At 37.4% G+C, this 20,336-nt stretch carries 18 protein-coding genes; 11 read left to right on the forward strand and 7 right to left on the reverse strand.

The genetic code is table 11. The features are described 5' to 3' along the window. Positions 1-13: 13 nt before the first annotated feature. Positions 14-2,131, reverse strand: coding sequence for a T9SS type B sorting domain-containing protein (locus ACSBFT_RS14185; RefSeq protein ID WP_489601116.1), 2,118 nt, complete (start codon positions 2,129-2,131; stop codon positions 14-16). Positions 2,132-2,436: 305 nt separating this feature from the next. On the opposite strand from ACSBFT_RS14185, the gene ACSBFT_RS14190 reads away from it, so the two are divergent. From ACSBFT_RS14190 to ACSBFT_RS14200, 3 genes are read left to right on the forward strand one after another with little or no spacing between them, the layout of a single operon-like run. After that, positions 2,437-3,651 carry a bifunctional 3,4-dihydroxy-2-butanone-4-phosphate synthase/GTP cyclohydrolase II gene (locus ACSBFT_RS14190; RefSeq protein ID WP_489601117.1) on the forward strand — a complete coding sequence of 405 codons (1,215 nt, stop codon included), beginning with the start codon at positions 2,437-2,439 and terminating at the stop codon, positions 3,649-3,651. Between the two features lie 4 nt (positions 3,652-3,655). Beyond that, positions 3,656-4,336, forward strand: coding sequence for a monofunctional biosynthetic peptidoglycan transglycosylase (gene mtgA / locus ACSBFT_RS14195; RefSeq protein ID WP_463047780.1), 681 nt, complete (start codon positions 3,656-3,658; stop codon positions 4,334-4,336). Between the two features lies 1 nt (position 4,337). Continuing rightward, on the forward strand, positions 4,338-5,396 hold the full coding sequence (locus ACSBFT_RS14200; protein WP_489601118.1) for a dipeptidase: 1,059 nt from the start codon (positions 4,338-4,340) through the stop codon (positions 5,394-5,396). Between the two features lie 56 nt (positions 5,397-5,452). Here the strand turns inward: ACSBFT_RS14200 and ACSBFT_RS14205 are convergent, their stop codons facing one another. The 3 genes from ACSBFT_RS14205 to ACSBFT_RS14215 form a co-directional block, all read right to left on the reverse strand. After that, positions 5,453-6,652: an argininosuccinate synthase gene (locus ACSBFT_RS14205; protein WP_463047778.1), complete on the reverse strand. Its 1,200-nt coding sequence runs from the start codon at positions 6,650-6,652 to the stop codon at positions 5,453-5,455. An 89-nt stretch (positions 6,653-6,741) separates the two neighbouring features. Next, positions 6,742-7,821, reverse strand: a complete 1,080-nt coding sequence (locus ACSBFT_RS14210) for an LptF/LptG family permease (protein ID WP_463047777.1) — start codon at positions 7,819-7,821, stop codon at positions 6,742-6,744. 4 nt (positions 7,822-7,825) lie between these two features. After that, positions 7,826-8,491 carry a metal-dependent transcriptional regulator gene (locus ACSBFT_RS14215; protein ID WP_489601119.1) on the reverse strand — a complete coding sequence of 222 codons (666 nt, stop codon included), beginning with the start codon at positions 8,489-8,491 and terminating at the stop codon, positions 7,826-7,828. Between the two features lie 123 nt (positions 8,492-8,614). Between ACSBFT_RS14215 and ACSBFT_RS14220 the strand changes: the two genes are divergently transcribed. Together ACSBFT_RS14220 and ACSBFT_RS14225 are read left to right on the forward strand one after the other, a co-directional pair. Continuing rightward, entirely contained in the window at positions 8,615-9,010 is a 396-nt protein-coding gene (locus tag ACSBFT_RS14220; protein WP_489601120.1) for a hypothetical protein, read from the forward strand. A 76-nt stretch (positions 9,011-9,086) separates the two neighbouring features. Further along, positions 9,087-9,797, forward strand: coding sequence for an LOG family protein (locus ACSBFT_RS14225; protein ID WP_489601121.1), 711 nt, complete (start codon positions 9,087-9,089; stop codon positions 9,795-9,797). Positions 9,798-9,873: 76 nt separating this feature from the next. Here ACSBFT_RS14225 and ACSBFT_RS14230 read toward each other — a convergent pair whose 3' ends face one another. Continuing rightward, positions 9,874-10,737 (reverse strand): carbon-nitrogen hydrolase, encoded by an 864-nt coding sequence (locus ACSBFT_RS14230; protein WP_489601122.1) that lies wholly within the window; start codon positions 10,735-10,737, stop codon positions 9,874-9,876. Positions 10,738-10,832: 95 nt separating this feature from the next. Between ACSBFT_RS14230 and ACSBFT_RS14235 the strand changes: the two genes are divergently transcribed. Continuing rightward, positions 10,833-11,270 (forward strand): GNAT family N-acetyltransferase, encoded by a 438-nt coding sequence (locus tag ACSBFT_RS14235; RefSeq protein WP_489601123.1) that lies wholly within the window; start codon positions 10,833-10,835, stop codon positions 11,268-11,270. Positions 11,271-11,401: 131 nt separating this feature from the next. Here ACSBFT_RS14235 and ACSBFT_RS14240 read toward each other — a convergent pair whose 3' ends face one another. Continuing rightward, the gene (locus ACSBFT_RS14240; protein WP_489601124.1) at positions 11,402-12,187 is read right to left on the reverse strand and encodes a hypothetical protein; all 786 of its coding nucleotides are present in this window, start codon (positions 12,185-12,187) and stop codon (positions 11,402-11,404) included. A 257-nt stretch (positions 12,188-12,444) separates the two neighbouring features. Between ACSBFT_RS14240 and ACSBFT_RS14245 the strand changes: the two genes are divergently transcribed. Next, positions 12,445-14,988 carry a KAP family P-loop NTPase fold protein gene (locus ACSBFT_RS14245; protein ID WP_489601125.1) on the forward strand — a complete coding sequence of 848 codons (2,544 nt, stop codon included), beginning with the start codon at positions 12,445-12,447 and terminating at the stop codon, positions 14,986-14,988. On the opposite strand, the gene ACSBFT_RS14250 is transcribed toward ACSBFT_RS14245, so the two are convergent. Then, complete coding sequence (locus ACSBFT_RS14250) at positions 14,978-16,048, reverse strand: Ldh family oxidoreductase (protein ID WP_489601126.1); 1,071 nt, start codon at positions 16,046-16,048, stop codon at positions 14,978-14,980. The two genes, ACSBFT_RS14245 and ACSBFT_RS14250, sit on opposite strands and share 11 nt — an antisense overlap. A gap of 166 nt (positions 16,049-16,214) precedes the next feature. On the opposite strand from ACSBFT_RS14250, the gene ACSBFT_RS14255 reads away from it, so the two are divergent. The 4 genes from ACSBFT_RS14255 (at position 16,215) to ACSBFT_RS14270 (ending at position 20,301) form a co-directional block, all read left to right on the forward strand. Then, on the forward strand, positions 16,215-17,780 hold the full coding sequence (locus ACSBFT_RS14255) for a DUF4139 domain-containing protein (RefSeq protein WP_489601127.1): 1,566 nt from the start codon (positions 16,215-16,217) through the stop codon (positions 17,778-17,780). Between the two features lie 3 nt (positions 17,781-17,783). Further along, positions 17,784-18,380 (forward strand): DUF502 domain-containing protein, encoded by a 597-nt coding sequence (locus tag ACSBFT_RS14260; protein ID WP_463047767.1) that lies wholly within the window; start codon positions 17,784-17,786, stop codon positions 18,378-18,380. A 12-nt stretch (positions 18,381-18,392) separates the two neighbouring features. Continuing rightward, positions 18,393-18,974, forward strand: coding sequence for a hypothetical protein (locus ACSBFT_RS14265; RefSeq protein WP_489601128.1), 582 nt, complete (start codon positions 18,393-18,395; stop codon positions 18,972-18,974). 88 nt (positions 18,975-19,062) lie between these two features. Continuing rightward, positions 19,063-20,301 carry a 3-phosphoshikimate 1-carboxyvinyltransferase gene (locus ACSBFT_RS14270; protein WP_489601129.1) on the forward strand — a complete coding sequence of 413 codons (1,239 nt, stop codon included), beginning with the start codon at positions 19,063-19,065 and terminating at the stop codon, positions 20,299-20,301. Positions 20,302-20,336 lie beyond the last annotated feature (35 nt).

Genomic DNA, 20,336 nt, shown 5'->3' on the forward strand with positions numbered 1-20,336 from the left:
GATATTAAAATGATTATTTAAGAATGGTAATTATACCACTCCTGTCAAACGCTTCTCCAGCCAGACTAATTCCGCTAATTCTGTAGCTATAATTTCCACCAGGTACTGGTACGTTAGATTTAGGACTATTGCCGTTCCAGCCATTGCTATCTAAATCATCATTATAAAGAATAGAACCCCATCTATCGAATATGGTTATCGTTCCGCTTTTAACAAACTTGGAATGAATAACAAACCTTTCGTTACTTCCATCTCCATTAGGACTAAAGGCCGAAGGGATGAAAATATCTGCTGGAATAGGCATTTCAACCGTATTACTATAAGAAGGGATTGAGAAGTTTGTAAAACCTGGGATATCAACGAATTGCTGAGCTAAAATTCTAAATTTAATAGTTGGGTTTTTAGCATTTGCTATTAACAAACCAACTCCCTTAGTGAGATCATAAGTTCTAAACTGAGGCAAAAATGCTCCAATATCTTCATTATAACTTTCCACGGTATATTCTGCAGGCGTAGAAGTAATGATGGTATTAGGGAAAGAGAAATTGGTCCAATTCAAGGTATTACCTTTATAAGAAAGAAAAACTGTACAAAATTCAGGAGATAAATCTGATTGAATTCCACAAGCATCCTCCACTTGGTATTTATAACAATACTCTCCTGAACTAGCCTGAACAGATATGTCCTTAAAGCTATTTGATGGGGATTTACCGATATCTACGAAGTCTTTGTCTGTAGAACTCTTATGTAAAAATCTATATTCGTTTGCATCTGAGTTATCTAGTAAAACCAATTGAACTATAGAATCGTCATTACCTAAGTAACCAGCCTGAATCAAACCATTTGGAATAATTTTAGTAGATGCATCCATTGGATTAATATCCAATTTTTTAGACGCAATGGTTACAAACTCTGTATTCCCATCAATTATCACCGCATATCTGGCCGTTATTTGATAATTATAAACTTCATTACATTCCAAGTCTATATCTTCAAATCTATCATCAAGATTAGAAAATAGTGGTAGCGAATTCAAACAATTATCACAGCCTACCACATCTTTTAGTAATTCCAATTGCTGCGGAACTCCAGAAGGATTTGTAGGCAACTTCCAAGAAATAGTAGCATCCGAAGAGCTAGACTGCGTCGCAGAAATAGCAATGTCGCATACTATATTTGAAGTTACATCATTACCGCAAGGATCTATAGTTTTAACCCTATAACAGTATTTTTTACTGGGTGATAAACCCGTAATGGTGAAGTTACCAGCGGTTGCGACTCCTTTATCTATCCAAGTATAAGTGCCGCCTAAATCTTCTGCAATTTGAACTGTGAAAGGGTCCGTAATGTTAAAGTTTTTAAATGATATTACCGCACCATCTCCTGTAGAACTCAAACTATTAATAATGGGTTTTATGTTTTCATTGGCAGACTTAGCTACTGGATTGGTAGCACAAAGTTCATAACCATTTCGAAAATAAGAACCTGTCACCGTCACCTTAGCTAAGGTTCCTGTGTAACTATGTGTATTGGAATAAGGAAGCGGCGTAACACCTACATCTACTAACTCTACTGAACCATCACCCCACTCTATTTTATACTTGTTATGTTGATTGGCATTGTCTTTATCTATATTTATAGTAACCGAAGTGCCATCACAAGTAAAAATACTTGCCACCGGAGGATCTACCCGAATCACCTCAGCAGTTCTAGGTCCACAGCTTAAATATTTCTCTCCATTTACTTCGGCTATTTGTAGAATCCAATGAGCACCTGGAGTCAATACCTTTGTATAATTAAAAGCTCCACCTGTAAAACCTGCATAATCTCCCTGAAAACCGGGTGCTGTTATATCAATTTTATCGCTATAATCATAAACATACTGCACAGATGAAGGAAAGCCCGGAAGTGACCCATCTACTAAAAATTTAACCGCATAGTCCCTGTTAGGGTCGGCGGGCGTAGAACATCTACTGCTGGACATATTAAAAGTACCACCCATTTTAAAACCAGGAGGAGCCGTAGTACAGGCTGCTGGTTTTGGGGGTATCGTTTGGGAGTAAGCATTATTTACAAAAGCAAAACTCACGATGGCTATAAAACTCATCGTTAATGTATTCTTCAATTGCATCTTCATTATTCTCATTAATCGCATCAGCTAATCAGTGATAGGTAAAAAACAATAATCATGCCCAAAGTGAGTACTCCTTTTTATAATAGGTCGAGACACAAAAGAAGACTGGTTAATTTAGCATTAAATTACGCATTATCAAAGAATTACAATTAACAGTTGACCCAAAAACTGGCTTTAACAAGAGGGTAACTTCAATTTTCTCTAACTAATTTTAAAGTTTTATTGTTGTAATGAGGTTAGAGGAAAGTCCCTTTAAAAAAGTAACATATCTTTGTGTATTAATATTTATTAGAAGAAGCTTCATGACGCAGATAAAACTAGATAGTATAGAAGATGCCATTCAGGACATAGCCTTGGGCAAAATAGTGGTAGTGGTAGATGACGAAGACAGAGAGAATGAGGGAGACTTTATTTGTGCTGCCGAAAAAATCACCCCTGAGATGGTCAATTTCATGGTTAAAGAAGGAAGAGGCCTCATGTGTGCCCCCCTTACACTTGAAAGATGTGAAGAACTAGGCCTAGAAATGATGGTAGGAAAAAACACTGCATCTCACGAAACACCATTTACCGTTTCTGTTGATTTATTAGGGCATGGCTGTACTACAGGTATTTCCGCATCTGATAGGTCGAAAACAATTTTTGCTTTAGCAGATGAAAAAACAAAACCTTCTGAACTCGGCAGACCAGGTCATATATTTCCTTTAAGAGCCGCCGAAGGTGGCGTATTAAGAAGAGCTGGACATACAGAAGCAGCCATTGACTTGGCCGTTTTAGCAGGATTAAAACCCGCCGGTGTTTTGATAGAAATCCTTAATGAGGACGGAACCATGTCTAGACTTCCTGATTTAAGAAAGCTAGCAGATAAGTTTAACCTTAAATTGGTTTCAATTAAAGACTTGATACAATATAGATTAAGTAAAGAAACTTTAATTAAAAGAGAAATAGGCGTTCAGCTCCCTACCGAATGGGGTAACTTTGATTTAATTGCTTTCAGACAAATAGACAATAATCAACTTCACTTAGCACTAAAAAAAGGAAGCTGGGAAGAAGGAGATCCCGTGATGGTAAGAGTTCATTCTTCGTGTGTTACCGGAGATATATTTGGGTCGTGTAGGTGCGACTGCGGAAGTCAGCTTCATGAGGCCATGGCAATGGTAGAAAAAGAAGGTAAAGGGCTTGTGCTATATATGAATCAAGAAGGTCGAGGAATAGGCCTACTAAACAAGCTTAAAGCCTATAAACTCCAAGAGCAGGGTAGAGATACCGTGGAAGCCAATGTGGAACTTGGGTTTCTGCCTGACCAAAGAGATTATGGCGTAGGTGCACAAATATTGAGAGATTTAAATATTTCTAAAATCAGGTTAATCTCAAACAATCCAAAAAAGAGAGCTGGATTAATGGGTTATGGTTTAGAAATAGTGGATTCTATTCCGATAGAAATAACGCCAAATCAACATAATGAACTATATCTCCAAACCAAGAGAGATAAAATGGGACATGAAATTTTAGATAAATAATAAGATGAAGGTGAATATCAAAAAGATCCTTTTGAAATCCATAATTTATTTTTTTTCTATCAGTATAGGCTTGGTCGTGATCTTCAAGTTTGTACCTGTACCTGTCACATTCACGATGATAGATCAATGGGTTAGAGGAGGAAAACTTCACTATGACTGGGAACCTTGGGAGAATATATCTCCTGAACTGCCGATTGCGGTAGTTGCCGCCGAAGATCAGCTTTTTGCCGAACATAATGGGTTTGATTTTAAATCCATTAAAAAAGCCATGCAGTCGAACCAAAAAAGCCAGAAACTGAGGGGTGGCAGTACTATTTCTCAGCAAACGGCCAAAAACGTTTTTCTATGGCAAGGAAGAAGCTGGATTAGAAAAGGACTTGAAACCTACTTCACCTTTCTTATTGAGTTAATTTGGGGCAAAAAGCGGATTTTAGAGGTTTATGTCAATGTCTGTGAAATGGGACCCCAAACTTTTGGAGCACAAGCAGCTGCCAGAAAATATTGGAATATACCAGCGGCCAAATTAAGCAGAAACAAAGCCGCTAGATTAGCTGCTATATTACCAAGTCCTAGAAAATGGAAAGTGGTAAATGCAGGCTCTTATGTATCGAGAAGAACAAATCATATCGAAAGGCAAATTCGCCAACTGGGTGGACCTGCCTATTTAAATGCAATAACCCTATAGTATGTTTATTTTTGACGCCCATCTAGATTTATCCATGAACGCCATGGAATGGAACAGAGATTTACGATTGCCGCTTACCGAGCTTAAAGCCAGAGAGTATGGCATGACGGATAAGCCAGATCGTGGTAAAGCAACGGTTTCTTTTCCAGAAATGCATCATGGAGAAATAGGCCTCTGTGTAGGTACATTGATCGCCAGATATGTAAAGCCTGACTCTCAAATACCAGGCTGGTATAGTCAAGAGCAAGCATGGTCTCAGGTACAAGGGCAGCTGGCGTGGTATAAAACCATGGAAAAAACGGGTCATCTGAAACCCATTTTGAACCAAAAAGACCTTATTGAACATATTCTACATTGGAAACAAGGCAAATCACCTATTGGTTACGTTCTTTCTTTAGAAGGAGCTGATTCTATTATTGATATAGAACATTTAGAAAAACTTCATTCACAAGGTTTGAGGGCCATTGGTCTTTCACATTACGGCCCAGGTGTGCATGCGTTTGGAACCGATTCGGAAGGAGACCTTCCTCAAAAAGGGAAAGATCTTCTAAAGAAAATAGAAGAACTAGGAATTATCTTGGATGTAACTCATCTATCCGATAAGTGCTTCTATCAAGCTTTAGATATTTTTAATGGTCCAGTATGGGCGAGTCATCATTTATGCAGAAGCTTAAGCCCACATAACCGTCAGTTAAGTGACGAGATGATTGGTCTGCTTTTAGAAAGAGATGCCGTTATCGGTATGGCTTTGGACGCTTGGATGGTGGTACCGGGATGGATTCGTGGCCAAAGTACCCCCGAAAGCATGGGTGTCAACATTGATAGTATTATTAACCATGTGCATCACATTGCAGAATTGGCTGGAGGCACTAAAAACATCATGATAGGCTCTGACCTAGATGGTGCTTTTGGAACAGAACAAACACCCATAGAAATTCAAAGCATCGCCAATCTTCAGGATTTTATTCCAGCTTTAACAAAAAGAGGTTTTACCGAAAGTGATATTGAAGGTATTATGTGGCAAAATGGTGTCCAATTTTTAAAAAAGAACTTGAAATAAAAAGAGCGAAGTGTTTTAAAACACTTCGCTCTTTTCAAACATCAAATTCGCAGAAACTATTTCTTATTTGCCCTTTCTTTTACCGTTTCGTAAATCATCACTTGGTTAGATGCAATCTTAGAGAAACCTCTCACGTCGTCTCCAGACCATGCATTATTCATTTCGCCATAGCTGCCAAATACGTCAGACATTAAATCGTAATCCGATTTAATTCCTAGTAACTCAAATCTATAAGGAGCGAGCTTAACACGAACATCACCCGTTACATGAGCTTGCGTGGACTCAAAAAACGCTTCCATATCTCTCATGACTGGGTCGTTAAACTGGCCTTCATGCAATTGCATACCGTACCATTCTGCCAAGTTTTGTTTCCAATACTGTTGCCATTTGGTCAATACATGCTTCTCTAAAAGGTGGTGAGCTTTTATGGTGATTAATGGAGCTGCCGCTTCAAAACCTACTCTACCTTTAATTCCGATAATGGTATCTCCCACGTGGGTATCTCTTCCTATTCCGTAAGGCGTTGCCAGTAGATGCAATTTTCTAATCGCGTCTACTGGATTTTCAAAAGTCTCTCCATCCACACCTTTCAGTTCCCCTTTAACAAAGCTTATCTTAATCTCTTTCTCTCCAGACTCCGTTCTTGGATTTGGGAAGGCACTTTCTGGTAAATTATCGTAAGAGTTTAAGGTTTCTTTCCCTCCTACTGAAGTACCCCAAAGACCTTGATTGATAGAATAAGTAGACTTGTGCCACTCTCTCACTACGCCCTTAGACTTTAAGAAATCTATTTCCGCTTCACGCGAAAGTTTCATATCTCTGATTGGCGTGATAATTTCCGCATTAGGAACAATAGTCCTGAATGCCATATCAAACCTTACTTGGTCGTTTCCTGCACCTGTGCTACCATGAGCTATGGCAGTGGCATTAATACTTCTAGCATACTCTGCTACCGCCACCGCTTGAAAAATACGCTCTGCACTTACAGAAAGCGGATATGTATTGTTTTTAAGTACGTTTCCAAAAACCAAATACTTGATACAGTCTTGATAGTATTTATCTGCTACGCGTGAAGTATGATGGCTTTTTACGCCCAATTCATACGCTTTCTTTTCAATATCGGCAATCTCCTCGTCCGAAAAGCCACCGGTGTCAACCAGCACGGAATGCACCTCCATACCTTTTTCTTCACCTAAGTATTTTACACAAAACGAGGTATCTAATCCTCCGCTATAAGCCAGTACTACTTTTTTCATTGATCTTTATTTTCCTTAAACGTGCCGCAAAAATAGGGATAAATCCCAGTTTTAGTTTAGAATAAATGCCTCAAAACTTTCTTATGACTTTATTTTGGGACTGTAAAATACATTACGAAAGCGATAAACCCGAAAACTAAATTGGGCAACCAAACCGCTAAAATGGGTGCCATGTTTCCAGATTCTGCTATACCTTTTGACATGATATAAAATAAAATGTAAACAAATGCAAGAACAAAACCGATGGCTATCTGGAAGCCCACACCCCCTCTCCGTTTTCTGGCGGAAACGATTAAACCCATCAGAGATAATATAATAACCGCAAAAGGCGTAGCAAAACGCTGGTAAAGTTCTATTTGAAAAGGTTCTATGCCCTCCGAACCACGACTTTCTAATAAGGCTATTTGAGCTTTTAAGTCATGAATGGTGAAGGTTTCGTGAATGCTGTGATTGCTCTCGAAGTCTTTTGGATACATGCTTATGGTGGAGTCTGTAAACTGTCTTTCCACCAAAATTTTGTCTTTCATGATTCCCAATTCTCTAATTTTGTAATCATAAATTCGCCACTTCTCTAGGGTGTCCACCCACATGGCTCTTCTAGCAGACAGTTTTTCTATCAATTCATCATCTTCAAACTTTTCAATGGTAAAATCGAAGGCTGTTTTTGATTGGTTATTATAACTAGAAAAATAAACGTAGGTCTCTGGAGCCACGGTCATGTGAAAATCTCTGTCAGAGAAAAAAAAGCGTTCTTTGATAAATTGATTTTCAAAATCTATTCGCTTAGCATTGGCTTTAGGTAAAACCCAACCCATCATTAAAAAAGAAAAAATACCTACAATGAGAGCACCTATTCCATAGGGAATCATTAACCTTCTAAAACTAACACCACTGGTAAGAATAGCTACAATTTCGGTATGGGCAGCTAGTTTGGCCGTAAAAAACACCGTGGAAATGAAAATCATTAAAGGGCTAATATAGTTTGCCCAATACGGTGCTAAGTTTAAATAATAGACCAATAATATGTCCTTAGAAGTGGCACCGCTCTGCACAAAATCATCATTATGATCTGCATAATCTATCACCAAAACGATCAATACAATGATTAGCACAGAAAACATATAGGTGCTTAAGAACTTCTTAATCAGATATTTATCTATTATATTCAATAATTTACGACTTAATTATGACTTGAATATTATTTGAAACCTCAGCACTAATTCTGATTACTCTGTCTCCTTCCACATTTAACTCTAACGATTTATCAAAATCACTTTTTTCAATGACTTGAATTTTTAAGCCCAACTTCAAGCCCAACTTATCAAGGTGCTGTAAAAAATGAGCAGAGTCTTCAGAAACTCCCATTATTACTAGATTTTCATAGCTATCTACCTCAGACAACTTCATACTTTGAGATTGAGGCAAGTTACCTTCTTCATCCGGAATGGGGTCGCCGTGAGGGTCAAACTTTGGATTGCCTAAAAAGTTATCGAGTCTGTCTGTTAGTTCTTTTGACTTTATATGTTCCAGCTGTTCAGCCAAATCGTGGATTTCATCCCATTTAAAACCCAACTTTTCTACTAAAAACACCTCCCAAAGCCTGTGCTTCCTGATAATTCTAAGGGCTATTTGCTTCCCAGAATCTGTAAGATTTACCCCTTGGTATTTCTTGTAATTTATATATTGCTTTTCTGAAAGCTTTTTAAGCATATCCGTAACGGACGCAGCTCTAGTTTGTGTTGCCTCTGCGAGTTCATTAGTACTAACATCTTCACCATTTTTCTCCACAGATAAATGGTAAATAGCCTTCAAATAATTTTCTTCGGTAAACGAAGCCATAATCTACTTTAAAATTCTGAGCACAAAACTAATCCAAATATGAGTGATAGAAAATGGATTGACCTTAATTCGCATAATTAAACCTATACACAAAACGTTTTAAGTTATTAAACATTCAAACTTATGAAAAAGTATTTCGGTCTATTTATACTTATAACGGCATGTACCACCACTAAAAGTGTGGAACCCTATCTGGAAATTGAAATCGAGGAACAAAGCACTTACGAGTTTAATATTGCTTTAGAAAGCAGCTCTATTAAAGTGTCAAAAATAGAAGACAGCAGATGCCCAGAAGACGTAGTCTGTGTTTGGGCCGGAGAGGCCGTTGTTACTTTCGATTTCAAAATCGACCAAAAGACTTTTAGCAATCAGCAACTGTGTCTTCAATGCGACTCAAAATCAGGTATTCCTGAAGAAATTACCCTTGATAATCAAATCATAAAACTGGTTGCGGTAAGTCCTTACCCAAATGCACAGAATTCGCAAAACGATAAGGTTGCTACTTTTAAAGTGAATTAAAATGCTGGTAAAACAGTTATAAACTACCCAGAAAGGGAAAATTCACAAAAAATGCATTTAGCATTAAACCACAAGAATGAAAAAATCGGAAATTAAGTTTTTAGAAGGGCCTAAGTCCAGATGGTCGGAGTTTAAAATGGCTATTGAGGTTTTTGGAGAATTCATAAAAGGTTTCAGAAACCTTCACTTTATAGGACCGGCTGTAACGGTTTTTGGCTCAGCCAGATTTAAGGAAGACAACGAACACTATATTAAAGCGAGACAACTGGCAGGAGAAATAGCCAAAACTGGTTTTACCATTTTGACCGGAGGCGGCCCTGGTATTATGGAGGCTGCAAACCGAGGAGCAAAAGACGTAGGCGGAAAATCTGTGGGTATTAACATCATTCTTCCACACGAACAGTTCCCTAACCCTTATTTAGATAAATGGGTTGACTTGGAATACTTTTTTGTCAGGAAAACACTACTTATCAAATACTCTTACGCTTTCGTTATTTGCCCTGGCGGTTTTGGGACTTTGGACGAATTCTTTGAGGCCATGACCTTAATTCAGACCGGTAAAATAAAGCAGTTTCCTATCGTCATATTTGGGAAAGACTTTCATCAGCATATAGAAATGCATGTGCAAAAAATGATTGAAGAAAAAACAATTTCTGCAGACGATAGAGACCTGTTTTTAATCACCGACGATGTCGCTGAGGCCGTAGAACATATTAAAAAATATACAATTATTCCTTTTGCTTTGAAGTATACGCCGAGTCCAATTTTCGGTGAGCATTCCTTATAGCAAAAAGGAGCATCTGTGAATTTCAGGTGCTCCTTTTTCATAAAAATCTTGATTTTAGAGGAATATATTCCTTGACTTAATCAATATACCTTTTAGTAATAGGCTCATAGCTATCTATGCGTCTATCTCTAAAATATGGCCATGTGGTACGGTAATATTCTGTTATTTCGGAGTCTATTTCCTGAACATGCACTTCCTCTTTATCATGAGAGGCTAGATAAAGCAGCCTTCCATGTGGGTTAGCTACAAAAGAACCTCCCCAGAACTGCTGTTCTGCCTCCTGCCCTACCCTATTTACTGAAACTACATGCACGCCGTTTGCTATGGCATGGCTTCTTTGAATTGTTTGCCAAGCTTCATATTGTTCTTTATTGATTACCTCACTTTTTTCGGTGGTATCCCAGCCTATTGCCGTAGGGTAAAACAAAATCTCAGCACCCATAAGCGAAGTGATTCTAGCAGCCTCTGGATACCATTGGTCCCAACAAATTAATACGCCAATTCTACCAAATTTGGTGTCCCAAACTTTATAACCTAAATCGCCCGGAGTGAAATAGTATTTCTCATAATATCCCGGGTCATCAGGAATATGCATTTTTCGGTATTTGCCCAGATAAGCTCCATCTGCATCTATAACTGCTGTGGTATTATGATAAAGGCCTTTGGCTCTTTTTTCAAAAAGCGAAGCTATGATTACAATATTTAGTTCCTTAGCTAAGTCCTGGAAACGCTCCGTTGTAGGCCCCGGTATCGCTTCCGCCATATTGAAATTCTCAGGCCTTTCTACATCGCAAAAATACAGTGAGGTAAAAAGCTCTTGAAGACAAACAATATTAGCACCTTTTACAGCGGCTTCTCTTGTTTTCTCTATTGCTTTTTGAATATTTGTTTCCACATCAGAAACACAACTCATCTGCACCAATCCTACATTTACCTTCATTTCTGCTTTTTATAAAAGATTTAAACAAAAGACGTAAGACTTCTTTGAAAATTGAAATCATACTGAAACTTTTGTCACTAGACATAAAGAACCAAATGGAAAAGCTAAAAATTCAAATCATCAATTTTGAAAGTCCGTTTTACAAAAAGGAATTGGAGTTACGCGACGAAGTTCTTCGAAAACCGCTGGGTCTTAAGATCGAAAATGATGACTTAAGTGATGAAGTAAATCAAATTCATTTTGTTGCCATTTTAGATAATGATGTAGTGGGTGTGGTGGTTTTGAAAATAGAAAGCCACATTGGTAAACTCCGTCAAATGGCCGTGGACCCAGAAATTCAAGGAAAACAAATCGGCAAAAAACTGGTAACCGCTTTAGAAGCTTACGCCAAAGAGAATGGACTGAAAGAGATAAATCTACATGCCCGCCATTATGCTGCTGGTTTTTACGACAAACTGGGGTATTTAAAAACAAGTAAACCGCTATTTCAAGAAATGGGGATAGACCATTATGAAATGATTAAGATTATCTAAAGTAAGAAAAGCCGAATTGCATGATCTTGGCTCAAAAGGACGCCAAAAAAAATGATTCTTTGGTCGTTTTGCTAGGGGCATTCCCTTACTTCTACAACTGGCACCTATGGAGCTGACTTAAGGTTTGATTTTTAATCACAATCTTCCAAAGTATAGTTTGTGGTATTAGTGAAACTAGAACCTCCGCTAACTGTTACCAAATAGCTTTCTAGATAACCATTTGAGTTTACCTTAGATTCAGAAACCACTCCCGTAGTAAACAGCTCGACACCGCCATTATTATCAGGATAGTAGGTTTCTATAATGGTGCCATCACCACCCAAAACGCTTTTAAATGGGGTTTCAGAAAACAAGTCAAAAGGCATCCCAGCCGAGGTAATTAGGCTCTCTGGCGATTTCAATAAGTTGACTGGTTTCACTATTTTTCTAAGGGTTAAATCGCCATTCACAGCGAACTCTTCCGTTTTAATCAGAGAACCTTCCGAATTATATTCAAACGTCGTGTATGGGGTTCTTGTCGCTCCCTCATAATTATAGGTAAACTTTGTTAACTGACCCTTTGCGTCATATTCCAATTCATTAAAGCCATCATATCCATCACTATATAGATAATCAACTCTTGAAATCTTATTACCAGAATAGGTATAGCTCTCATCAATAATGGCCACCCCATCTCTTTTCCAGGCCGTGGCGGTAAGCTTTCCTGAGCCATCATAAATAAGATTAACGTTATAGACATATCCTGAAAGGAAATAAGTAACCGTTTTAATTCGGTCGCCGTCATACTCAAAAGCAAGCCTTTTGGTTGATGATAATGTGGCTTGGCTAATTTTACAATTATCCTTTTCAACTTCTACCTCTGTTTTACTACAGGCAATGCTCAAAAAGACGAAGGAGATAAGGAGTATTTTTTTCATGACTTATTTTTTTTAGCCAAATTATCACCTCTCTCTCCTTCTTTTGTTCAAAAAATCAACAAGCCGTTACCCAAGACAGATAACTGGTACAGGTTTCTATTTTGTGGATTGTATTAAATCTATAAAAATCAACCTATCGGCAGAAATTATACACATTCGAGTGATCAAAATCTGTGAAGCCTTTCTTTGAAAGAAACTAGTTCTAAAGATTTTTACATGATAAAAAGAAATTGAAATTACCTTGTTAGATTTACTCTATGAAGCCCAAAAATTCACACCCCTTAAAAACACTTATTATCAACGGTATTCTTGTAATATCGGTACTCTCATTAAAACTTCCTTTAGAACAAATTCTCAATAAAATCTTAGTTAACCCTATTCTTAGCAACTTAAGAACTTCGTTTTTAACTGATATTCTAATACTTGCTCTTTTTGTACTAATGATTTATGTCGTGGTCAAATCGACTACGAAACCCTCTATCTCAACTCTTGCCTTCGTATCCTCAATCAGCACTATCTATATATTTTATAGACTAAATATTAAGATTGACAATTTCTATAACTATGATAGTTACAACCTTTACTCATTTGAGAGTCTAAAATGGTTAAGGTATACTGACATAATTTGGGGAATATCATTAATCCTTTTCCCCAAATATTTTATTAAACACAAACCCAATCTTAGGAATCAAGATGAAGATTCTCTCTTCCTTCAAGACATACCAATTTCTTCAGAAGAAGACGATGAGTTAATGTTTAGAAATTATGTTGAAGAGCTATCAAAAAGAATTAATTCAACATCGTTCAAAGAAGCCTTTGCTATTGCTATCAATGCCCAATGGGGAATGGGTAAAACTTCTTTCCTCAATCTTTTAGGAAAAGAGCTTAAAAAAAGTGACTCCAATAGAATCATCAAATTCGACCCTTGGAAAAGCACAAATTCACACTCCATTTCCAAAGATTTTTTTGCTCTACTAGAAGAAGAAATTGATTCGTTTGAATTAAAAATAAAGTCTAGATTACGAGAGTATTCTGATAAATTAGAAGGTAAGGATAACGGACTTTTAGGGTATTTAAATAGAGTACTATTTTCAGAAATACTTACAAAAAAGAGCAAAACGGACATTTACAAACAGATAAAAGACTACTTCTCGACCTCCGAGAAAAAGTTTATAGTATTTATAGATGATATCGACAGATTAGATTCAGACGAAATTTTAGAAATATTAAGGCTTGTTAGAAACACAGCGAACTTCCCTAACATCAGCTACATATTGGCATACGATAGAGAATATGTAATGAAGGCTATAAAAAGTAAGTCTATTGCAAATCCAGAAACTTACTTAGAAAAAATCATCCAACTTGAAATTCCACTACCCTCCTACACTCAGAACCTATTAAGTGAATACTTTAAAGATGTCTTTATTAATAAGTTTGGAGAAACTACTCTAAAAGAAAACGGCGTTGACTCCTTATTCCTTTACCATAAATGGCTACAAAATATAAGGGACATCAACCGATTTATAAACGCTTTAGAGCTTAACTATGCAAGGCTTAAGGAAGAGGTGGATTTTACAGATTATTTTAGATTAGAGCTTCTTAGGTTTAAATATCCTACTGTTCATCGCCAACTATTTATAAGGCAATATGATTTCCTAGATTCAAAAAGCGAATACGATCAAAGATTAGTCTTTAAGTTTCAAGAACAAAAAGAATTCCAAAACGAATTGAGTTCGATTAAAACATTTAAATATTTCCTCTTAAAGAAAGCTGAATATCTTTCTTTAGGGACTTCAGAAATAAATGAAATTGTAAATTTAACAGATACCATTTTCCCTACAAATTCACCCAGGTATGAGCTAAGTGAAGATAAAATCCTTGCTAACTATCCAAACAAATTCAACCGATATTTCACCTATCAATTACAAGACAAAGAGTTGTCCAATTCAGAATTTAAACGAAACTTCCAAAAAGATTTACCTCAACTTTTTAGTTATCTGGAGCAGTCTGTGAGTAATGGTCTTGAGCTAGCTCTAGCTGAGAGATTAAGCATCCGTCCTAGTTTAGAATCAAGAGAAGACTTTGAAAAATATATCCTCGCAATGCTTCATTTTTCCAGGCAAAAATCCAACTACCGGTCTTACAATATCGGCAACCTAGTTCAATTCAATAGCTCATCTATTATAACTGAATTATTAAACTGGGAAAACAGTAAAGTGGTTAAGTATTACAATGGTTCAACAAGTCAATACAAAGAATTCTTGATTAAAACGTTGTCAAAAAGTGAATTTCCACATATTGCAGAAATGGAGCTAGTTTCCACGTTTCTAAATCAAGGAAGGGAAAAGCTTTTCATTCCTTTAGAATACGAAGAATTGATTAGTATCAACCTAAAACACTTTGAAAACTATTGTTCAGAAACGCAAAAAATGAACTCGGAAATTTGGCAGATATATAAATTCACTTGGTCAAGTGAACCAAGTGTAGAAGCAATACCAAATGATAACAAATTTATACTTTCAGAAGCTTCATCAATTTTGAGAGCATTTATTCTTGAGAAAGATTTTGAAGGTTTTCTTAAGTCCACGGTTTTCAATTCTCTTCGTTCTGAAACATATCACATTGACAAATTGGCTTTCCAAATTATTGAACCACAAGAAATTAGCCAATTACTTAGTAGGCCAAGAACAGAGTTCATGAACATATTTAAAAAGTTCTTCCAACAATATGAAAAGAATGAATTCAACCCCGTGCCGTCACCCGAGCTAGCTAACTATTTTAAACGACACCCTAAAACTTAATCCCAAACCTCTTCCCTAATTCCTCTAAGCTCTCTACCACTTTATCATTCAGTGGTAAGCCTGTTATTAAACGCTCTGCCTTAAAGTTACGCTCTTGGTCTCCAGGAATTTGGACTGTTTCCCCATCTATAGCAGGTGCTGATCGGAATCTGTTTATCCAAATATCCATGTGCTCTTTAAAATCTGATGCTGGTCTGAAACCATCAATTCGCATGGCTCCTAAAAAGTGACCTGTCCCCTTTCCTACTTGCTCAGCAGCTACTCCGTGAAAACCTGCCGTAGCAAATGGCGGCACCCAAGGCCCAAAATTTGCTCCTGAAAGTACGCCAGAAAAAATATCAACTATAGAACCCAAACCGTATCCTTTATGGCTTCCGTGTTCTCTATCGCCGCCTAAAGGCAACAAACCTCCACCCTCTTTTACGGCGTTATTATTATCCGTTGCATTGCCATCGGCATCTTGGACCCAACCCATAGGTGCAGGCTTACCTTGCCTTTGAAGAATCTCCATTTTACCGTATGCTACGGCTGTTGATGCAAAATCAGCTAAAAATGCGGGTTGCTTATTGGCCGGTATGGCCACAGAAATAGGATTGGTACCTAAAAGCTTTTCTTTTGAAAAAGTAGGAACTACCAGCGGAGCAGCATTGGTCATGGCCCAGCCTATCATGTCTTTTTCTAAAGCCAAAGAAGAGTGATAACCCGCAATACCAAAATGATTGGAGTTTTGAACCGATACCCAGCCACTACCTACATTTTCCGCCTTTTCTTTAGCCACTTTCATTGCAAATGGGGCTACTACTAAGCCCAAACCTCTATCTCCATCCACAGTGGCGGTAGAAGGCGTTTCGTGAATGATCTTAATATCTGGTGTCGTATTAAGTCTTCCGTGGTCGTAAAGTCTCACATAACCCGCTAGCCTAGCCACACCATGTGAGTCTACTCCGCTCAGGTCTGCAGAAATAAGCACATCAGCTGCAAGCTTTGCGTGTTCTTCTGAGCAGCCAATGGCAATGAATATATTTTCGGTAAACTTCTGTATCTCTTTATGATCAAACATTTCTTCGTAAGGTAAAATTGTACTGCGAAATTATCAATTCTGAATTCTAGCTAATGCTAAAATTGAAAAAAAAGCGTTTTTAGAACCAATTGCACATTAATTCGATTTAGATCTTACAGAGAATTGCAATAGAATTCGTATATTTTAATTATTCTATCAACTAATTATGAAAATCTTAAACACACTCCTACTTCTTCTTTTCGTGAATTTTGTCATGGCTCAGGATATTCAGAGCAAAGCACAAATAGAACACATTACGGTTTTCCAAAACAGGGCACAAATTGCGTCAAACGTAACCGCAAATCTTAAAAGCGGTGTTTCTAAAATCATCATTTCCGATCTGGCCTCAACTATTGACAATAATACCATTCAAGTAGGAGGAAAAGGGGATTTTGTTTTACTGGCGGTCAACTTTGAAAAAGATTTTATTTCCAAAAAAGTAATCATGCTTCAAGATTCTCTGGAAATGATTACGGCAAATATTGACCAAATAGACATGCAATTGGATGTCAATAAGCGGGAAACAGAAATGGTTATGGACAACACCAAAATCAAAAGCGATACAGACGACCTGCTCTCTTCCGATTTAGAGGAAATGAGTGCTTATTTCAGGAAAAAACTAACCGAATTAGGAACTCAGAAATTGACTTTAAATAAGAAAAAGAAAGTATTAGAAACACAAAAAAGTGGCATTGAAAATCAATTAAAAACAGATCCATCAAGAAACTTGCCTTTGGGTAAAATAATATTGACGGTTAAGGCCAATAACGCCACCACAGCAAGGTTAAGTTTAAAATATTTGGTTTATGGGACAGGTTGGAACCCAAATTATGATATCAGGGTAGCCAACACCGAAAGCCCTGTAAACATCAAATACAAAGCAGAAGTATATCAAAATACAGGAGTAAGTTGGGACAATGTGAAACTCAGCCTTTCCACAGCTCAGGTAAACCGAAGCTCCGTAAAACCAGAAATATATCCTCAATACCTAAATTTCTATGAAAACAGACCGCCCGCAGCTGCCAGAGCTGGTGCTCTAATGAAATCAGCGTCGCCTATGGAATCTATGGCAGATGTAGGCATAGATATGGTAACCGCTGCAAACTATGCTGAAGTAGTTGAAAACCAATTAAATGCACAGTTTGACATCAGCCTACCATACACTATTAAATCTGGAAAAGCGGAAACTGTCGAAATTCAAGACCTTAACCTAGATGCCAAATACACGACTTACGTAGTACCAAAGTTTGATGAAAATGGATTTCTAGTAGCCGAAGTAAAAGACTGGGAAAAATATAAGCTGCTTCCTGCATCCGCAAATGTATATTTTGAAGATACTTTTGTGGGACAATCTTATATAAAGCAAGCTGGAGTGGAAGATATTCTTAAAATTAGTCTGGGTAGAGATGAGAGAATTCAGGTAAAGCGAGAAGAAATAAAGGATTATAAATCTACCAGAACGTTTGGGTCTAATGTAAGACAAAGCTTAGGGTTTGAAATCACTGTTAAAAACGAAAAAAAAGAAGCTGTTAATGTGATAGTGGAAGACCAACTTCCGGTTTCTCAAAACTCCGACATAGAAGTGGAAACGGAAGAATTAAGCGGTGGTGTGTTAGATGCGAAAACAGGAAAAATCAAATGGTCGGAATCAATTCCCGCCGGTCAGAGCAAAAAAATATTACTTAAGTACACCGTAAAATATCCAAAAGACAAAAGGGTGACAAACCTTTAATTTATGCAAAGAATTCTCAAATCGTTAGTTAACTATTTCATGAGAGGGCTTCTGTTTGTAGCCCCAGTTGGTTTTACCCTGGTATTATTATACAGTGCCTTTGATTTTGTAGACAGTCTAGCGAGAATACGTTTTGCGGCGGATAATCCAAGCCAGGAATATGTTATTCCTGGCTTGGGTTTTTTAATTGTGATTGGTGGCACAGCCCTAACGGGTTTTGTTTTCACCCGATTGCTGCCTAGCACCATTCAAAATTGGATAGAAAATGGCATTAAAAACCTTCCACTGGTTAGGATTTTTTATTCCGCTTTTAAAGACTTGATATCCGCTTTTGTTGGCGACAAAAAGAAGTTTAAACATCCGGTTTTGGTAACATTAAATAAGGAAAACAGTGTAAACAAGCTAGGATTTCTAACCCAAGAGAGCTTAGAAGAGATTGGAGAAAAAGACATGGTTTCTGTCTACTGCCCACATAGTTACGCCATTTCTGGCGACATGTTTATTGTACCGAAAACAAGTATAAAACTGGTTGATTTGTCCAGTGCCGAAGCCATGAAAATAATAGTCTCTGGTGGAGTATCTTTCTCAGACAAAAACTAGGTGCTCAGATATATGAATAAAAATATCCCTCTCTTTTTAGCATTATTCCTATTCACTGCTAATCTCATGGCTCAAGACCCTCACATGAGAGACCCAAAGTCTGTGGAAGAAATTCTTAGGAAGAATAATCCAGAAGAATTTGAAGCGATGCAAAATGGGGAGAAATATCTGGTGATAGAAAAAATAGGCTCAACCAAAAGGAAGAAAATCTATATGGACGAGCAAATATCTATAGGGACTGATGATATGTTATTTTTAGGCGAATTAACTCGACTAACAGACAGTACACTATCCATGACTTATTTTGATAATACGATGCAACGTTATCAAATTAGGATGTTCTATCTGAAAGACATTGACTTTATGCATAAAAGAATTGTTGGAAAAGGATTGAACTACAAATTCTCACCAATTTTCTTTCTTCCACTACTTTTTGAATGGGTTTATTTCAAAAGAAAGCCATGGGAAAACATCAACACCATTTACTATATGGTGGGTATAGAAGCCGGTAGGATATTGTTATCTAACAGACAAAAACTGTTTAATAAATACAAATTCAACGAAAAAAGAAGACTACGCGTCTTTCAATATTAAATTCCACTCAATATCTAAATGGTTAATTGAACATATTTTGGTCATAGCTTTTATCTTTGCCATTCAAAAATTTCAAAAGGCAAATTAGATGGAAAGCATTCTTCTCAAAAAAAACACGCATAGTTATCAAGGAAAAATACCTCTGGCATCTTCAAAATCTGAAAGTAACAGGGCTTTAATTATCAATGCACTTTGTGGATTTAAAGGAAACTTAGAGAACCTTGCTTCTGCCAGAGACACGCAGACCATGATTCGCCTTCTTAAAGAAGATTCGGATACTGCAGATGTTTTAGACGCTGGAACTACCATGCGGTTTTTAACGGCTTATTTTGCTTCAAAAGGCCAGAAAAAACGATTAACAGGAACTCCTAGAATGCAAGAAAGGCCTATCGGTATTCTTGTGGATGCTCTTCGCAGCATAGGTGTTGAAATAGATTATCTAAAGAAAGATGGCTATCCTCCACATACCATTAGCGGATTTGAATATCAAATAGCAGACTCTGTAAATATCCGAGGAGATGTAAGCAGCCAATATATTTCTGCTCTTTTAATGATTGCTCCTACTTTACCAAAGGGTTTGACCATTAACCTGACTGGGGAAATAGGTTCAATTCCGTATATCACCATGACCATACAGCTCATGGAATCTTTTGGAGTAAAAGTAGCCGCCGACTGGAAAGCTAAAACACTCGCTGTGACACCACAGCGTTATAATCCTATCAGTTATAGCATAGAATCTGACTGGTCTGGAGCTAGCTACTGGTACAGCGTGGTGGCTTTATCGCAGTTTGAGGATACCAAAATAGAACTATTAGGACTAAAGGAGAACTCCCTTCAAGGTGACAGTGCTATAGTGGAAATCATGAAATCTTTGGGCGTAGAAAGTACTTTTACGGAGCAGGGGGTTTTATTGACTAAAATCCCTGTAGCAGAGCGTCTTGAATGGGATTTTGCAAACTGCCCTGACTTAACCCAAACTGTGGCCGTGATATGTGCTGCAAAAAACATTCCAGCCCAATACACGGGAATTGAGAGTTTAAAAATTAAAGAAACAGACCGCGTTTTAGCCCTTCAAAACGAACTTAAAAAGATTGGTGGAGATTTAGTGGAAATAGAAACCAACCACCTTTACGAAGTAAAAGGAAACGCTAATATTACTGCGATAACCGAGCCTCCGATTTTCCAAACCTATGAAGACCACAGAATGGCGATGGCCTTTGCTCCATTGGCGATGTTAATTGATGTGGTTATTGAAGAGCCTGATGTGGTGGTGAAATCTTATCCAGAATATTGGCAGCATTTGAGCGAAGTTATTGAACAGCAATAATCTTAACGCGTTAAATTCCTTCGGATGAATAAGCT

Source organism: Arcticibacterium sp. SM2516 (assembly GCF_057914865.1).